Source organism: Prevotella sp. MA2016 (assembly GCF_000619825.1).
GTDB lineage: Bacteria > Bacteroidota > Bacteroidia > Bacteroidales > Bacteroidaceae > Prevotella.
In genome coordinates this window covers 157,732-173,002 of the sequence record NZ_JHUW01000006.1, presented here as the reverse complement: position 1 = coordinate 173,002, position 15,271 = coordinate 157,732, and the positions used below count along the sequence as shown (strand labels likewise).

8 protein-coding genes and 1 pseudogene are annotated in these 15,271 nt (G+C 49.3%); 5 read left to right on the top strand and 4 right to left on the bottom strand.

The window, feature by feature from the left end; all coding sequences use genetic code 11:
• Positions 1–10: 10 nt before the first annotated feature.
• Entirely contained in the window at positions 11–1,897 is a 1,887-nt protein-coding gene (locus T360_RS0100770; RefSeq protein WP_051523253.1) for a sialate O-acetylesterase, read from the bottom strand.
• A 230-nt stretch (positions 1,898–2,127) separates the two neighbouring features.
• Here T360_RS0100770 and T360_RS0100765 point away from each other — a divergent pair, with 230 nt between their 5' ends.
• Genes T360_RS0100765 through T360_RS0100755 form a run of 3 tightly spaced genes read left to right on the top strand, consistent with a single transcriptional unit; the run spans position 2,128 to position 5,084 of the window.
• The gene (locus T360_RS0100765; protein ID WP_028911089.1) at positions 2,128–3,573 is read left to right on the top strand and encodes an MFS transporter; all 1,446 of its coding nucleotides are present in this window, start codon (positions 2,128–2,130) and stop codon (positions 3,571–3,573) included.
• A 19-nt stretch (positions 3,574–3,592) separates the two neighbouring features.
• A complete protein-coding gene (locus tag T360_RS0100760; RefSeq protein WP_028911088.1) occupies positions 3,593–4,597 on the top strand; it encodes a glycoside hydrolase family 43 protein in 1,005 nt (334 codons plus the stop codon).
• Complete coding sequence (locus tag T360_RS0100755; RefSeq protein ID WP_028911087.1) at positions 4,590–5,084, top strand: RNA polymerase sigma factor; 495 nt, start codon at positions 4,590–4,592, stop codon at positions 5,082–5,084. The genes T360_RS0100760 and T360_RS0100755 overlap by 8 nt, the downstream gene beginning before the upstream one ends.
• Here the strand turns inward: T360_RS0100755 and T360_RS14270 are convergent.
• Both T360_RS14270 and queC read right to left on the bottom strand, forming a co-directional pair.
• Positions 5,077–6,236 (bottom strand): annotated as a pseudogene (locus T360_RS14270) (M16 family metallopeptidase). The gene T360_RS0100755 and the pseudogene T360_RS14270 sit on opposite strands and share 8 nt — an antisense overlap.
• A 1-nt stretch (position 6,237) precedes the next feature.
• Entirely contained in the window at positions 6,238–6,891 is a 654-nt protein-coding gene (queC, locus tag T360_RS0100745; RefSeq protein ID WP_028911086.1) for a 7-cyano-7-deazaguanine synthase QueC, read from the bottom strand.
• 84 nt (positions 6,892–6,975) lie between these two features.
• Here queC and T360_RS0100740 point away from each other — a divergent pair, with 84 nt between their 5' ends.
• On the top strand, positions 6,976–9,567 hold the full coding sequence (locus T360_RS0100740) for a GH92 family glycosyl hydrolase (RefSeq protein ID WP_028911085.1): 2,592 nt from the start codon (positions 6,976–6,978) through the stop codon (positions 9,565–9,567).
• Positions 9,564–12,788 carry a GH92 family glycosyl hydrolase gene (locus tag T360_RS0100735; RefSeq protein WP_028911084.1) on the top strand — a complete coding sequence of 1,075 codons (3,225 nt, stop codon included), beginning with the start codon at positions 9,564–9,566 and terminating at the stop codon, positions 12,786–12,788. Before T360_RS0100740 ends, T360_RS0100735 begins: the two co-directional genes overlap by 4 nt.
• On the opposite strand, the gene T360_RS0100730 is transcribed toward T360_RS0100735, so the two are convergent.
• Positions 12,778–15,249: a glycoside hydrolase family 3 N-terminal domain-containing protein gene (locus T360_RS0100730; RefSeq protein WP_028911083.1), complete on the bottom strand. Its 2,472-nt coding sequence runs from the start codon at positions 15,247–15,249 to the stop codon at positions 12,778–12,780. The two genes, T360_RS0100735 and T360_RS0100730, sit on opposite strands and share 11 nt — an antisense overlap.
• Between the last annotated feature and the right edge of the window lie 22 nt (positions 15,250–15,271).

Below are 15,271 nucleotides of genomic sequence, written 5' to 3'. Positions count from 1 at the left end.
TTATTAGTTATTAATTATTATTGATTCGTAATTCAAATGAACTCATAGGCAGACCTGAGAGCGAACGTACATTGGCCTGCAGGGGATTGTCTTTCCAAGCATAGCGGATGGAAAGAGGTGAGAGGTGAGAACTGAGAGGTGAGAGAATAGATATTCTATTTCCGTCGGCAGTGGCTGTCGCATTAACATATTTGCCATCTGCGCCAGCCACCTCGAAGGTGAATAGCTTGCCCGACTGCACGGGCTGATCGAGGGTGAGCACAATCTTACCCTCGTGAACCTCGGCTGAAACCACCTCAGGCGACAATTTTACTTTCTTATTATATAGGAGTCGCTCAATGCAGAGGGCTATACGCTCGGCCACCTCCCTTTTACGCAAAGGATGGATATCTACGGTCTCGCCCAGATCGTTGATAACAGCCAGTTCGGCTCTGGCGTCAGCAGCTGCTACTATGCGCTGAGCTTCGCGCAACTCAGCCCAACCACTGTTGCCAGGTGCCACCTCTGGGAGGATGGGGCGTGGGAATGCCGTCTGCTGACGTCCGTCGTAGTTGGCCAGCTGTACAATCACAAACGGCAACTCGGGCTCCTGCCAGCAGGCACGCCAACTACCCATCAGTTTTCTCAGATAATCAGAATAAGGATCGGGATTGCCCGTATTCGACTCCCCTTGATACCACACAATGCCACTGATGGCGTAAGGCGCCAACGGATATAAAACGGCATTATAAAGCGTGGTTGGCAAATTCTGCAACGAAACATCGCCACCAGGGCACTGGGGCATCCTAACGCCTTCATGCATCTTCCACTGACTGCTCAAAGGCAACACATCCTTTGGCATAGGGTTCTGCGAGAAACGATCATCGCCAAAGCAGAGCATGTAGGGCTTTTCGGGGATAAAATGTACAAGTCCGTATTTATTGATAAAGCGCACAGCTATCACATTATCGCCTTCACGCAGCACACCCTCAGGTATGTCGTAGCGTCGTGGGGGATACTGGTAGCCCGTCTGACCGATTAATTTTCCATTTAGGTAGGTTTCATCGCGATCAAACAGGGTTCCCAACAGCAATCGGGCTGGTTTGCCGGCATGTGCTTTGTCTATCTGGATATGCTGGCGCAACCAAACGGTGCCTGTACCACGCCAGGTCCAGTTGTTCTGGTTAATCTGCTCCCAAGCTGCATCATCAACATCGCTGGCAGCATAATCGGCATCGCTCTCTTTGAGCAGTTGTTCCCACTGGCGGTTTACTGCGCCATTGGCCTGCATCTGTGCCCTCACATAATCATCACTCTGATATAATCGCAACTTCTTGATGAGCATCGGATAGTCGGCTTTCAGCGAGTCTTCACTAATCCATGCTTCAATGGGTGTGCCACCCCAGCTGTTCACAATGACACCCTGAGCCACCTTGTTTTTCTCGTACATACGCTTGCCCAGGAAATAGCCTGCTGCCGAAAAGAGCCAAGCATTTTGCTTGTTGACAGGTTTCCAGTTGATACTGGTAGCCCGGATATCATCCTTCACACCATGGGTGCTTATTTCGTTCTGAACACGAAACATTCGGATCTGAGAATTTTCAAAATTGTCGATTTCATCGGTATATTGTGGGTAAACTCGCTCGATAGTAACATCAATATTCGACTGTCCTGACAGCAACCAGACATCCCCTATCATAATATCATCAATGACAAGGTCGTTTACACACATTTTGTAGGGGCCTCCAGCCTTCATTTTCGGCAGATTTACCTGCCATTTTCCGTTGGAATCGGCAACAATCTGATACTCTTTCTTGTTAAAACGTATGGTTACGGTCTCTCCAGCTGCGGCTTTGCCCCATACAGGTATAGCTTTGCCGCGCTGCAAAACCATGCCCGACTGAAAAAGCTTAGGCATTGAGATTTTAGCATTGGCAACTGATAAACAGAAAAGTGTTGCGCACAAAAACAGTAATTTCTTCATAAATGTTGATTTGATGTTGCAAAAGTAAGAAAAATCTACGATGAAACCTCTAAAATACAATATTTTATTGGCCAATGACACATTTTGAAAAGCATCTGTAACAAATTAAAATATAAACTAAGCAAAAAATCACTACCTTTGCAGCAGTTTTAGTCACAACAGTTATGAATAAATTATCGTCACAACAAGTAACATTAGGGGAAAAGGTGGGGTATTCTTTAGGAGATGCCGCCGCAAATCTGGTGTTCCAGATGATGATGATATTCCAGTTGAAATTCTACACCGATGTGTTCGGCCTTAACGGAGCACTGGCAGGATCAGTACTGATGATTGCCAGCATTTCAGCTATTGTGGTTGACCCTGCCGTGGGATTACTGACCGACCACACCAATACCCGATGGGGAAAATTCCGCCCTTGGATATTATGGACCGTCATCCCCTTCTGCCTGTTTTACATATTGGCATTCTATAATCCCGGCATCCATGAAAAAAGCTCGGTAGCCATCTATGCAACCATCAGTTATGTGTTGCTGATGACAGCCTACTCTTTTAATAATATACCTTATTCTTCTTTAGGAGGCGTGATGACAAGCGACATTCGCGAACGAACCAGCATCACCACCATCCGATTCGTGGTGGTAACAATTGCCCAGTTCGTGGTGCAGGGCCTCACGCTGCCGATGGTTGAACATTTCGCTGAAGGAAGTTCATTGCAGCATGGATGGTCGTGCACGATAGCTATCTTTGCTTGCATCGCCTTTGTGTTCTTCATCATCACATTTGCCGTTACCAAAGAGCGCATCCAGCCACCTCCACGCCAACAAGTGAGCATGAGGGAGGACATCAAGAATACATTCTCAAGCGTGTCATGGAATGCGATGGCACTGCTCACATTCGCCCTCTTTGTAACATTAGCCATGTGGGGATCGGCCATGAACTTCTATTTCCAATATAATGTAGATCAGAAATCGCTCTACGATTTCCTGTCACATTTTATCAACCTGAATTTTAATGAGACCTATGCCGTAGGCTTTTCGGCATTCAATATGATGGGTGCCATCGTGCAGTTTGCTGGCGTCATCTGCCTGTCGCAATATCTGGCCAACAGATTCGGCAAGAAGAACACCTTCAAAGTATGCCTCACGATGACAGCCTTCCTGACGGCATTGTTCTATATACCAGAACCTACCGATGTAGGATTGCTCTTCCTCATCAACTTCCTGCGCTCACTGGCTTATGCCCCCACCATCCCACTGCTGTGGGCTATGATTGGTGATGTGGCCGACCATATCGAATACGAAAGTCATCGCCGAGCCACGGGATTCTGTTTTTCAGGCATCGTACTGGCCTTAAAGTTAGGTTTGGGCTTCGGTGGCGCTATCGCTGGTATCATCATCTCGATGTTTGGCTATGTATCAGGAGGCGAGACCACCATACAGAACGAGAGTGCCACCATGGGCATACGACTGGTTTCGAGCGTTGTGCCGGCCATGCTCTTCATGGTTGGTGTTTTAGCACTCCACTATTATCCTATCACGAAAGAGTATAATGAGAATATGCAGGCAGAACTAGCGGCACGCCGCAGAATTGCCAATCAAAATAATGTTTAATCAAAAAAAATTAAGAAATATGAAACCACGCTATCTTTATCCGAAAGATTATTATGCAGACCCTTCTGCTAATGTGTTTAATGGTAAGCTTTATGTATATCCCTCACACGACTGGGAGGCTGGCGCTGCATTCGATGATGATGGCGGGCACTTCCAGATGAAGGATTATCACGTCATCTCATTGGAGGATGTGGAGAATGGTGAAGTAACCGACTATGGCAAGATTCTGGATGTTGCCGACGTGAAGTGGGCAGAGAAACAGATGTGGGACAACGACTGTGTGGAGAAGGATGGTAAGTACTACCTGATTTTCTCTGCTAAGGACTACAATGGTGTTTTCCATCTTGGTGTGGCTGTGGCCGACAAGCCCGAAGGTCCATTCGTACCCCAAGATCAGCCCATCCGTGGTTCGTTCTCTATCGACCCCAGTGTATTTAAAGACGAAGATGGCCAGATTTACTGCTACTTCGGTGGTCTTTGGGGCGGACAGCTCCAGTGGTATCAGGCTCCTCAGCAGCTGCTGAAGGAAGGCGGTGTTGACCTGGGGCCTGCTGCCGATAAGAAAACACAGCTGTTTGCACCTGCCGACGTACCTGCCCTGTCGAGCTTCGTTGTAAAGATGAGCGACGACGTGCTGCAGTTTGCCGAGGCACCACGCAGCGTGCTGGTAGTAGATAAGGACGGACAGCCACTGAAGGCTGGCGACCCACATCGCTTCTTCGAGGCTTCGTGGATGCACAAATATAACGGCAAGTACTATTTCAGCTACTCAACTGGCGACAGCCACATGCTGTGCTATGGCATCGGCGACAATCCTTATGGACCTTTCACCTATCAGGGTGTTATCCTGGATCCAGTAGTAGGTTGGACCACCCATCACTCTATCGTAGAGTACAAGGGCGAGTGGTTCCTGTTCTATCATGATTGCGTACCTTCAAATGATATCACCCATCTACGTTCGCTCAAAGTGCAGCGCTTGTTCTACAACGAGGATGGAACCATTCAAAAGGTAGTGAATGAATAATTACCAACTAATATCCAATTATTACATTACTCATCGTGACGAGTTGCTGACCTACGTCAGCACTCGTCTTGGTGGAAGAGCAGACGCAGAAGACGTGGTACAGAACACGTTTCTGCATCTGCTCACTTCCACCAAACTTATTTCCGACCAAACCCTGCCAGCCTTGGTCTATACCACAGCACGCAACTTGATTTTTGATTTCTATCGCCGTCGCACGCATATCAACGACTACGAGCATTACATCCGTCAGGTATGCAGCGAGGAACTGTTGGCCGACTCCATCTATTCCATTCGCGACATTACTGAACAAATGGAACGCGGCATGGCCCGACTGCCCGAAGAGTGCAGAGAGGTGTATCGCCTTCATATCTATGGTGGTATGAAGGCAAGCGAGATTTCAGACTATTTAGGCGAGAACTACAAACGTGTGGAATATCGTTTAGGCATCGCTCGCCGCACAGTCCGCCAGTATTTCAAGGCTATTTAAAAATAAGTGTTGACAACCTTTCGGGGGCAAACAGTTCGTTTGCCACATTTTGTATATCCGCTGCTGTCACCTTATCGATGCTATCAAACAGTTTTTCTACGTTCTTCTCCCAGCCATAGTGCAGGAAGCTCTTACCAAAGTCGAGTGCAAACTGCTCGCGATTGTCACAGGCAATGGCTATCTGACCCTTCAACTGCTGCTTGGCTTTGCGCAAGGCATTGTCGCTCAAGGGCTTCTGCATCATCTTATCAAGTTCGCGGCGCACCAGTCTGATGCATTTCCTGACATCATGAGGATCACAACCGAAATAAATGCTCCACATACCCGTATCGCTATAGCACACCATTGTGCTCTCAACGGTATATACCAGTGCATGACGCTCACGCAACGATAAGTTTAAGCGTGCGTTCATACTGGGACCACCCAAGATATTATTGAGCAGGTATAAAGCTATGCGCAGAGGATGATGGATGTCGTAAGCCTTAGTGCCCATCATGACATGCGCCTGATGCGATCCTATATTCTTAACTATTTCCATATCTTCTCTATTTGTTTTACCAACTGCTTAAAGTCCAGATTGCCGTATGCAAAGAAGATGGCATTATCCGGACGGTAGTTGCGCTCCACGAACTTCTGGGCATCGGCTGTCTTGTAGGTGCGCAACTGGTCGGCATCGCCTAGGATATTATGCCCTAAGGGATGACCTTCAAACAGCATATTCTCGAATTCATCGTATATCAGCTCAGCAGGCGAGTCGTTATAGCTCTCTATCTCGTCGCAGATCACCTCTACCTCCTTATCTATCTCCTGTTGTGGGTAGGTGCTGTGAAACACCATATCGGTAAGCAGCGAGATGGCCTTGGCGATGTGCTCTTTCTGTATAGCAGCATAGAAGGTGGTGTCTTCCTTATTGGTAAAGGCATTCAGATCGCCCCCAAGCTGCTCCAGACCATTGATAATCTGCAAGGCATTACGACGCTCAGTACCTTTGAATGTCATGTGCTCGCAGAAATGGGCCATGCCCTCCTCGCCAGGCAACTCATGGCGCGTGCCTGCAGCTATCTGGTAGCCACAATAAACCACTTGCGAGACCGATGGCTTGTGGATAATGCGCAAACCATTGGCCAAGGTATAAGTATTGTAATCTGCCATCTTAGTCCTCGTATTCTGTTGGATCCTGGATACCCGCATCGGCCAGGGCTTCCTTGCGCTCTACACAGGTGCCACACTTGCCACAATGCTTGTCGCCACCACGATAGCACGACCATGTTTTGCTATAGTCGATACCCAACTCCTTGCCGCGTGCTGCTATCTCACCCTTGGTCATATTACAATAAGGTGAAAGCAATCTCACACCATTGAAAGTACCAGCCTGGGCTGTCTGATCGAAAGCAGCCACAAACTCAGGGCGACAGTCGGGATAAATGGTGTGATCGCCACCATGATTAGCCATCATCACATACTGCAGGTCGTTACTCTCTGCCATACCTGTAGCAATAGCCAGCATAATACCGTTGCGGAAGGGTACCACCGTAGATTTCATGTTCTCAGAGGCATAATGCCCCTCGGGGATTGCCTCATCTCCTGAAAGCAATGAACTACGAAAGTACTGACCCATAAACTCCAAGGGTATCACTAAGTGCTTGATACCCAACTGCTCGCAATGATACTTGGCAAAGGGAATCTCCTTTGCGTTATGATTACTGCCATAATCAAATGAAATGGCAAGGGCAATACGCTCCTGATAGTCGTAGAGCAGCGTGGTAGAATCCATACCGCCACTCAAAATGATGATACTGTCTTTCATCTTCTGATTGTATTTTGGCTGCAAAGTTAGTAAAAAAACGACGATTTGAGCGCTTTAGATGAAAAAAAATCGTATATTTGCAGCATGAAACTAAAAACAATTTTGATAACCGTATGCTTGCTGCTATGTTCGATGGTGAGCATGGCGGGCGTTTGGCAGTATGTTGATCCACGTATTGGTAGTGAGGGAGTTGGCAGAACATTCCCTGGGCCGTCGATGCCTTTCGGTATGTGCAAACCAGGCCCCGACTGCACCATTAAACCTAATGCCGGTTGGGCACCAATGCCCGAAGTGGTAACAGGTTTCTCGCAGACTCACGTAAGTGGTACTGGTGGCGGACAGAAATATGGCAATATCCTCATTCAACCAGGTGTCGTACCCCAGAAGCGTATCAGCGAGGCATTTACACTTGGATACTATGCTACAACCTTCGAGGGTGGCATCCGTACAGAGATCACCACCTCAGAGCGCTGTGCCTTTTATCGCATTCACTTTCCTTCAGAAGGCTCGTTACTCATTGATGCCACACATTACCTGGGCAAGAATCCTGTGCCCGACCAGCGCGAACAGCAACAGTTCATCGGGAGTGAGGTAGAAGTGGTCGGCAGTCATGAGGTGCGCGGCTACACAAGGGTTCGTGGTGGATGGAACAACGGCGATGCCTATACGGTGTATTTCTGCTTGGTGAGCGATAAACCCTTTCAGCAGAAAAATAACAACACGGTGGCGTTTGCCGACACCTTAATTAATATAAAGATAGGTATATCGTACGTCAGCGAACAGCAGGCCAAACGAAATATTCCAACCTGCGATTTCGATACTCAGTTGAGCACCCTGCGTAACAGTTGGGAGCAGCTGCTGAGTCGTATCCAGATAAAAGGCTCGGAGACAGACAAACGCATGTTTTACACAGCCCTTTATCACACCTTGATCATGCCCGTAGATAAGACTGGCGAGAACCCCAAGTGGACAGAAAAGCCTTACTACGACGATTATTATGCCATCTGGGACACCTATCGCTCCAGTTCACCACTCATCACCCTGATCGACCCTCAGCGCGAGGCAGCCATTGTCAACTCGCTGCTAAATATCTATAAACGAGAAGGTTACATGCCCGACGCACGTAGCGGCGACTGCAACGGACGAACACAAGGCGGCTCGAATGCTGAGGTGATGATAGCAGACGCCTTTGTCAAAGGTATTGAAGGCATCGACTATAACTATGCCCTCCAGGCGATGCTGAAGGATGCCGAAGTGGATCCAGGTGCCGACCACGAGAAACATGGGCGTGGCGGACTAAACGAATACCTGCAGTACGGCTACCTGCCTTATGGCATCGACCGTGCTGGCACACGCACCATCGAGTATGCCTACAATGATTACTGCATTGCGCTGGTGGCCAAAGGTCTAGGTCGTATGGATGTTTACGATCACTACCTGAAGCAGTCGCAGAACTGGAAGAACCTGTGGCGAGCCGACTACGAGTGGGATGATGTGAAAGGCTACATCATGCCTAAGGATGCACAAGGCCGATGGCTGGATTCTGTGCCCTGGGGCAAGTCGAAGGTTTTTCATCCGCTGATTCCTTATACCCCCATCACCAAAGTGGCACCTTGGTATCTGCCTTGGTGGAGCACATTCTTCTACGAGGCGCTTTCTGCCGAGTATTCGCTCAGTATTCCTCACGATGTACCAGGACTGATAGAGGCTTGTGGCGGTGCTGACACCTTCCGCAAACGACTGGATATGTTTTTTGAGCGCAAACGCTACAACGTAGGTAACGAGCCTTCGTTCCTCACGCCTTGTCTGTATCACTGGATTGGTCGCCCTGACCTCAGTTCAGATCGCATTAAAAAGATTATCACAGAGAACTATAACGACAAACCCGACGGACTGCCAGGCAATGATGACAGCGGCGCCATGTCGTCATGGTTGGCCTTCCACATGATGGGCCTCTACCCCAATGCGGGTCAGAGCTACTACCTGCTGCATGCACCACTCATCCCCGAATGGACGCTCCAGCTCCAGAACGGCAAGCGCCTGCATGGACTCATCAAGGGTAAGGGCACGCACTTTGAAAAGGTGACCCTGAATGGTCAGTTGCTTGACGACGCCCGATTGGAACATGCCGATCTGATGCAAGGTGGCGAGCTGGTGTTCTACGTGTCTGCCCCCAAAACGATTAAGAAGTATAAAAACACCTACACGCAGAAGCGACATCTCCCACACGTAGAAAAAAATATTCCCACACGGGGAAACAAAAAGGCTGCAATAGCCTTCATCCTGAACCAGCAGTACCGCACCTGGCCACTCGGCTACGATTGGCAAGGCGACACCCTGATGCTCACCTGCAAAGAGGCACTCTATAAGATACCACGCTCTGTGGTAGAAAACGGCAATGGTTTCTGTTGGGAACTGCCATCTGCCGATGGTGCCATCTATCAGGCGAAAGGTACTTTTGCCTTCATCTCGAAAAAGGCCTTACGCCAACTGCAGCAGGAAGGCTACTTCATCTACGACGGCATTACCTGGCGAAAGACTGCGGCTACAGCCGACACCATCAAGGTGCGTGCCGACATCGACCTGACAGAGATGACTATCTCGCTGAAGCACGAGCTGCCCCTTGTACTCGAAATGAAAAACAACCCCTTAGGAATTAACTGGCATATAGAATGAGAAGAATCAATACCATTTTATTACTCTGGCTGGTCGGTCTGTTGACCAGTCCTGTATTTGCACAATACGAAAGACTAGGCGGTGTGTATTACGCCTACCCCATCGAGTCGGGTGATGAAACCCCAGAGTTGAAAGCTGCTCCTGCAGGTTACGAACCATTCTATATATCGCATTATGGTCGCCATGGCTCGCGCTGGCTCACTAACGATGCCAGATACCTATGGGTGAACCAGCATTTCAACGATGATAAGAATCTGACCAAGCTTGGCAAAAACGTAAAGAAACGTTTGACCAAGATATGGAAGAACGCCCAAGGCAATGGCGGACAGTTGACAGCCCTTGGTGCCCGACAACATCGCGGTATCGCCCGTCGTATGTATCACAACTTCCCCCAACTGTTTACCAAAGATGCCCATCTTACTGCCCATAGCAGTACAGTGAACAGATGCAAGGTGAGTATGGAGAACTTTGTGGATGAACTCAAACACTTATCCGACATCCATCACATCACCCCCATCACCCGCGAGGAAGATATGGCGTGGATAGCCTATACTTCGCCTGAGGAAAAGGCACTTGAGAATCGTACCAATGTGCCCTTGATGATATCGCCAGACAGATTTGTCAAAGCCCTCTTCATAGACCCCTCAAAGGTGAAAGAGCCCACCAGACTGCTAACTGAGATGCACACTATCGCATCAGACATGCAGGATGTAGAGCTACCCGTGTCGCTCTACGACCTGTTTACAGCAGAGGAGATGCAGGCCGTTTACGAGAAGAACAATAAGAGCATGACCATTATCCATGGCGATGTGATAGAGAACGAAGGCATACCAGCCCGATGCGCCACTTCGCTCTGGCAACGCGTAGAAGCTGATGCCGATGCTGCCATCGCCCGTGGTGGTGTGGGGGCTGATCTCCGCTTTGGACATGATTCAAACCTCTATCGCCTGCTGACCCTGATGGGCATCAAACTCAGAGGCGAACATGCGAACTATATGGACGAGATTCTGCCTATGGCAGCTAATCTGCAGATGGTATTCTACAAGAATGCACAAGGCGACGTGCTTGTGCAACTGCTGCACAACGAGCAGTCCATAGGCTTTAAGAGTTGGAAGGAATTTAAGCAACAAGTCAACGAGCGCATTCATTACTTTGAACATCTGCGCCAACTCTGTGCCCTTAACACCATGGTGGGCACAGCACCTGCTAACACCAAGACAGCGGGACTCTTTGGCAAGGGATCTGAGGAGCATGGACAGACTCTGCCTGCAGTACTTGTGCCCAACGGACAGAATTTCTGGACACCTCAGACGCGCGATACTGAGCAGAAGTGCATTGCACCTTATTATTATACTGACAGTCTGTTTCAGGGTATCCGCAACAGTCATTGGATTGTAGGTGGTTGCACGCAGGACTACGGTTCGTTTACGCTCGCTGCCATTAGCGGCGGACTGCGCTTGCGCCCAGAAGAGCGCGCCACCTCCTTCTCGCATGCCGAGGAGGTATCGCACCCCCATTACTATGCCGTGAGACTGCCCAAGGAGCACCTGAGGATAGAGATGACAGGTAACAGTCATTCGGCCATCTTCCGCATCACCCCTGAGCAGGATGGCCCTGTACATATCGTGCTGAATCATAACAGCGATGAGAAAGTGGGCTATCTGCGTATTGACCAACAAAACAAAACCATCTATGGCTGCAACCCTGTGCACCGCATCTATCAAGGTTGGGGCGAGCAGGCTGGTTTTGAGGGGCACTATCTGCTGCAGGCCTACGATGAAATCAAGGATTCAGGCATCGATAGCCTTTGCGCCTGGTTCACCTTCGAGGGCAAGGCCCATCAGCCTATCATCCTGAAGGCAGCCTCATCGTTTACCAGTCAAGAAGGTGCCCAAAGAAACTTGACCAAAGAGGCGAAAGATTGCGACTTTGAGACAATGATGCAGCAAACAGCCCAGCAGTGGATAGCCCGCCTGCACACCATCGATGTAGAGGACACGAATACAGCACGCGTCAACCAATTCTATGGCGCACTCTATCGCTGTTCGTTCCTCCCGCGTGAGATGAGCGATGCCGATGGCAGCTATCCTTCTTTTTCCAGCGGCAAAATCCTATCACCTAGCACCAATCACCTCTCACCTCGAAAGTTCTATGGCGACTTCTCGATGTGGGATACCTATCGTGCCCTGCACCCACTCTACACCCTGATAGCCCCTAAGGAATCAGCAGATATGATGCAGTCGCTGATCACCATGTACGAGCAAGGCGGTTGGTTGCCCATATTCCCCTGTTGGAACTCGTACACTGCTGCCATGATTGGTGATCACTGCAGCGCTGTGCTAGCCGATGCCTATATCAAAGGAATCAGAGACTTTGACGTGGAAAAAGCTTACGAAGGCATGCGCAAGAACGCCTTTGAGACACCAGCCAGCTTAGATGAATACAAGAACGGTATGGGTCGTCGCGCCCTTACCAGCTACATGAAATATGGTTTTATTCCTTTAGAGGATGGTGTAAAGGAGGCTTTCCACCAGGATGAGCAGACCTCACGCACCCTCGAATACGCGTTCGACGATTTTGCTGTGGCTCAGTTGGCCAAAGCCTTAGGTAAGGATAAGGACTACCAGGCACTGATGCGCCGCTCGGAAAACTGGCGCAACGTAATCAACCCAAAGACAGGCTACTGCGACGGACGGCATCAGAATGGCAAGTTTGAGAACAATACAGACTTTATCCATCGCAAGTCGTTTATCACCGAAGGCGCCACCTGTCATTACACATGGTATGTGCCACAGAATGTGGAAGGTCTTATTGAGCTGCTTGGTGGTAAGGACAAGTTCGAGGCAAAGCTCGACTCAATGTTTACCGAAGGTAGATATTGGCATGGCAACGAGCCCTGTCATCAGATTCCCTGGCTTTACGACTATATCGGCAAGCGCGAGAAAACGATTGAGCGCGTGGCCCATATCCTCGACACAGAGTATAACGACACCCCAGGCGGTTTGTCGGGCAACGACGATGCTGGACAGATGTCGGCTTGGTATGTGTTTGCCTCGATAGGATTCTACCCCGTATGCCCGGCTACTGATCGCTATATGCTTGCTGCGCCACGCTTCCAGAAGATTACATTGAACATGGAAAAAGGCAGGAAGTTAACGATCACGCCAAACTCCCTGCCTTCAGATAGGAACTATATCACTCAGGACGAACTTAGATATTAGGTTCGTCCCAGATCTTTGTCTGTGTGCAAGCTGTACCTACAGTCTGGTTGCCAACCTTCAGGATGAAGTCTCCCTCCTCAAGGGTCCACTTACCATCGGCACCTACGAAAGCTAAGCTCTTGGCTGGCAGTTGGAAGGTAACAGTCTTGCGCTCACCAGGCTGCAACTCAATCTTAGTGAAGTCGCGCAGACGCTTGTTGTCAGGTACAACCGATGCAATCAGGTCGCTGCTGTAGAGCAGCACTGCCTCCTTACCGGCTTTGGCGCCAGTATTCTTTACATCCACGCTGACAGTGAGCACATCGGCAGCAGTAAACTGACTCTTGTCAACCTTCAGATTGCTATACTCATAGGTGGTGTAGCTCAGACCAAAGCCGAAAGGCCACTGCAGACTAACCTTGGCATCATAGTTGTAAGCACCGGCCATGGTACCCACCTCTTCCGATACCTTATAATCATAGGTATTCAGCGAGTTAATCTCACGAGGATAGGTGTAAGGCATCTTAGCCGAGAAGTTGGCATCGCCAGCCAACAGGTTAGCCAGTGCATCGCCACCATAGTTACCAGGAATCAGGATGTCAACCACAGCCTGAGCCAATGGTTCGATATCAGCCACCAAACGAGGACGTCCCTCGTTGAGCACCATGATGATGGGTTTACCAGTCTTAGCCAACTCCTTCACCAGATTACGCTGGTTGGCCGACAGCCAAAGGTCGCTCAAGTTACCAGGGGTTTCTGTATATGAGTTCTCGCCAATACATGCAATAATCACATCGGCCTGAGCAGCTGCTGCCACAGCCTTTTCAATCTGAGGCTCATGCTCATCATAGTAGGCCTTATCCTCATCATAGGTCACGCCCTGCTCCAGGATGATATTCTCTTTACCATACTTATTGCACAGTGCCTCGTAGATAGTATTATACTTCTCTGAGAGGTCTTCGGCCTTAGAACCCTGCCAGGTATAGCTCCAACCACCATGCAGACAGCGCATCTGGTTGGCGTTAGGACCAGTGAGCAGAATCTTCTTGCCCTTGGCCAAAGGCAGGATATTACCCTCGTTCTTGAGCAACACCTCACTCTCCTCAGCCGCCTTCAAAGAGGCCTGAGCAAACTCATCGCTACCAAACTTCTCATAGCCCTTTCCACCTGTATTAGGCTTCTCAAAGAGTCCCAGGCGATACTTGGCACGCAGGATACGGCGCACAGCATCGTCGATACGACTCATCTTCACCTTTCCTTCCTGTACCAGCTCCTTCAGCAGGATGCAGAACTCTACGCTATAGGGGTCCATCGACATGTCGATACCTGCATTGATAGCAATGCGGATGGCATCTTTCTTATCCTTAGCCACATGCTCACGCGAGAACAGGTTGTTGATATCAGCCCAGTCGGTTACCAGGAATCCATCCCACTGCAGGTCTTCCTTGAGCCACTTAGTGAGATACTCATAACTGGCATGGAGAGGCACACCATTTACTGAAGCTGAGTTCACCATCATAGTGAGTGTACCTGCCAAGGCTGCCTGTTTGAAAGGCTCGAAATACTTCTCACGAATCATCTGCGGATTCAGGTAGGCAGGTGTACGGTCTTTACCTGTCCAAGGCGCACCATAAGCAAAGTAGTGCTTGGTGCTGGTACCAACATGATACTGATCGATATGGTTAGGATCGTCGCCCTGATAACCCTTGATCTCTGCTACCACCATCTTCGAGTTGACGATGGCATCCTCGCCAAAGCTCTCATACATACGAGGCCAGCGTGGATCACGGCTCAGGTCAACCACTGGATTATAAACCCAAGGACAGTTGGCAGCACGACTCTCATAGGCAGTAATCTCAGCGCCTCTGAAAGCCAGGTCGGTATTAAACGAAGCACCAATATTAATAGGTTGTGGGAAGAGTGTTCCGCCCTGTGTATAGGTTACGCCATGATTATGGTCGAGACCATAGATATCGGGGATGCCGAGATATTTCATCGACTTCTTCTGGATGAGCGAGATCCACTTCTGCCACTGAGCCACACTTGAAGCACGGGTACCAGGGGCATTGAGGATAGAACCCACCTTCCACTTTGAAATCAGCGTATCGAGCATGGTCTCGTTGAGCTGCCAGCTACGTTTTGTCTCACCCTGATAGATGTCAATCGGATGCTGCCCCATCTTCTCGAGGATCTCAGCATCGCTCATCTTCAGCATTTTCTTAACGTCGGCAGCCGAGGCACCATACTGCTGCATCACGCTGCGCACTTTTTCACGATCGATTTTGGCATTCTCTACCTTCATGTTTCCCATGACATCCAGATTCAGTTCCAGCATCTGACCAATCTTTTCGTCGAGGGTCATCTTTGATAAGGTTTTCTCAATCTTTGCCTCCAGCGCCGCATCGCGGGGGATAGCAGGCTTCTGTGCATACATCCATACAGAGGCACAGAGCGTCATACAAGTTAAAATTGTTTTTTTCATAAATGTGTTGTGTAAATGAATT

Bases quoted from the DNA above. Each gene is read 5' to 3' on its own strand.
- T360_RS0100765 (WP_028911089.1), top strand. From the start codon at position 2,128: ATGAATAAATTATCGTCACAACAAGTAACATTAGGGGAAAAGGTGGGG.
- queC (WP_028911086.1), bottom strand. From the start codon at position 6,891: ATGAAAGACAGTATCATCATTTTGAGTGGCGGTATGGATTCTACCACG.
- T360_RS0100730 (WP_028911083.1), bottom strand. From the start codon at position 15,249: ATGAAAAAAACAATTTTAACTTGTATGACGCTCTGTGCCTCTGTATGG.
- T360_RS0100760 (WP_028911088.1), top strand. From the start codon at position 3,593: ATGAAACCACGCTATCTTTATCCGAAAGATTATTATGCAGACCCTTCT.
- T360_RS0100740 (WP_028911085.1), top strand. From the start codon at position 6,976: ATGAAACTAAAAACAATTTTGATAACCGTATGCTTGCTGCTATGTTCG.
- T360_RS0100735 (WP_028911084.1), top strand. From the start codon at position 9,564: ATGAGAAGAATCAATACCATTTTATTACTCTGGCTGGTCGGTCTGTTG.
- T360_RS0100755 (WP_028911087.1), top strand. From the start codon at position 4,590: ATGAATAATTACCAACTAATATCCAATTATTACATTACTCATCGTGAC.
- T360_RS0100770 (WP_051523253.1), bottom strand. From the start codon at position 1,897: ATGCCTAAGCTTTTTCAGTCGGGCATGGTTTTGCAGCGCGGCAAAGCT.